Origin of the sequence: Micromonospora sp. DT44 (genome assembly GCF_049841635.1) — a bacterium.
Classification (GTDB): Bacteria; Actinomycetota; Actinomycetes; order Mycobacteriales; family Micromonosporaceae; genus Micromonospora.
Genome location: NZ_JBNCKS010000142.1, coordinates 1 through 1,154 on the forward strand (window position 1 = coordinate 1; position 1,154 = coordinate 1,154).

Consider the following 1,154-nt stretch of genomic DNA (forward strand, 5'->3'; position numbering starts at 1 on the left):
GGCCGGCGAAGCCGTGCGGCCGGCGAAGCCGTGCGGCCGGCGAAGCCGTGCGGCCGGCGAAGCCGTGCGGCCGGCGAAGCCGTGCGGCCGGCGAAGCCGTGCGGCCGGCGAAGCCGTGCGGCCGGCGAAGCCGTGCGGCCGGCGAAGCCGTGCGGCCGGCGAAGCCGTGCGGCCGGCGAGGGTCGCCCGCGTTGGCGCTCGGTGAGGGCTCGACGGGCCTCAAGATCCGCGCAGTTTCAGGGAAGTTGCGGCATCTGGCGGCTGGGAGGCAGCAGTTTCGGGGAAGTTGCGGCACCTCGCCGCTGGGAGGCAGCAGTTTCGGGGAAGTTGCTGCCCCGGCGTGGGGCTTGGGGCGCGTCGGCGGAGCGGACGGGCGGGTGCCGGCGGGGCGAGGGCTCGGGCGGGCGGACACGGCGCGGGGCTCGGGCGGACACGGCGCGGGACTCGGGCGGCGGGACGGACGCGACGCGAGGGCGGCGGGACGGACGCTTAGCTGCCGACGGCGCGTTCGGCGAGGCGGGCCTGGTGGGCCTCGTGCAGCCGGCGTAGGGCGCGCACCCCGTCTACGGCCAACTCCTTGTCGGCCGCCTGGAGCGCGATCAACGGCAGCAGGTCGTCGTCATGCAGCTCCAGGCTGGCCCAGGGCGCCCCGCGATCGAAGCGGACACCCCGGATGACCTCCCAGGGCAGCTCGTAGGAGCTGATCACGTTACGCACCCGGATGCGCCGCTCGTCCGCTTCCACGCGCGGGCGGGTGAACAGCAGGAAGCCCAGTGCCCCAAAGATGCCGAGGCCGATCATGGCGATCTGGTCACCGCGTTGGAAGCTGCCGTACCCATCGCCGGTCGGCCCGGTCAGCGAGGTGGCGACCAGGGCGAACACCACCACCAGCACGATCGCCGCGGACCAGCACACCACCCGGATGCGGCGGGGCTTGAGGCGGACCAGCTCGGTGTCACTCACTCCCCCAGTCTGCCACTCACGTCCGCCCCACCCGCGCACCACCCGCCGAGGCGCCACCCGCCGGCGCAAGATCGTGCTCGATCCAGGATCTAGTGGCATCGGTGGCGGGTTGACGCCACTACATCCTGGAGCTTGTCTCATCCTGTTTGGGCTGTTCAGGGGGGATTGACAGGCTGCGTGGAGTAGTCGCG

General features: G+C 73.2%; 1 protein-coding gene. It reads right to left on the reverse strand.

Going from position 1 to position 1,154, the window contains the following annotated elements; all coding sequences use genetic code 11:
* Positions 1-489: 489 nt before the first annotated feature.
* Entirely contained in the window at positions 490-963 is a 474-nt protein-coding gene (locus ACLQ25_RS32660; RefSeq protein ID WP_425734579.1) for a PH domain-containing protein, read from the reverse strand.
* Between the last annotated feature and the right edge of the window lie 191 nt (positions 964-1,154).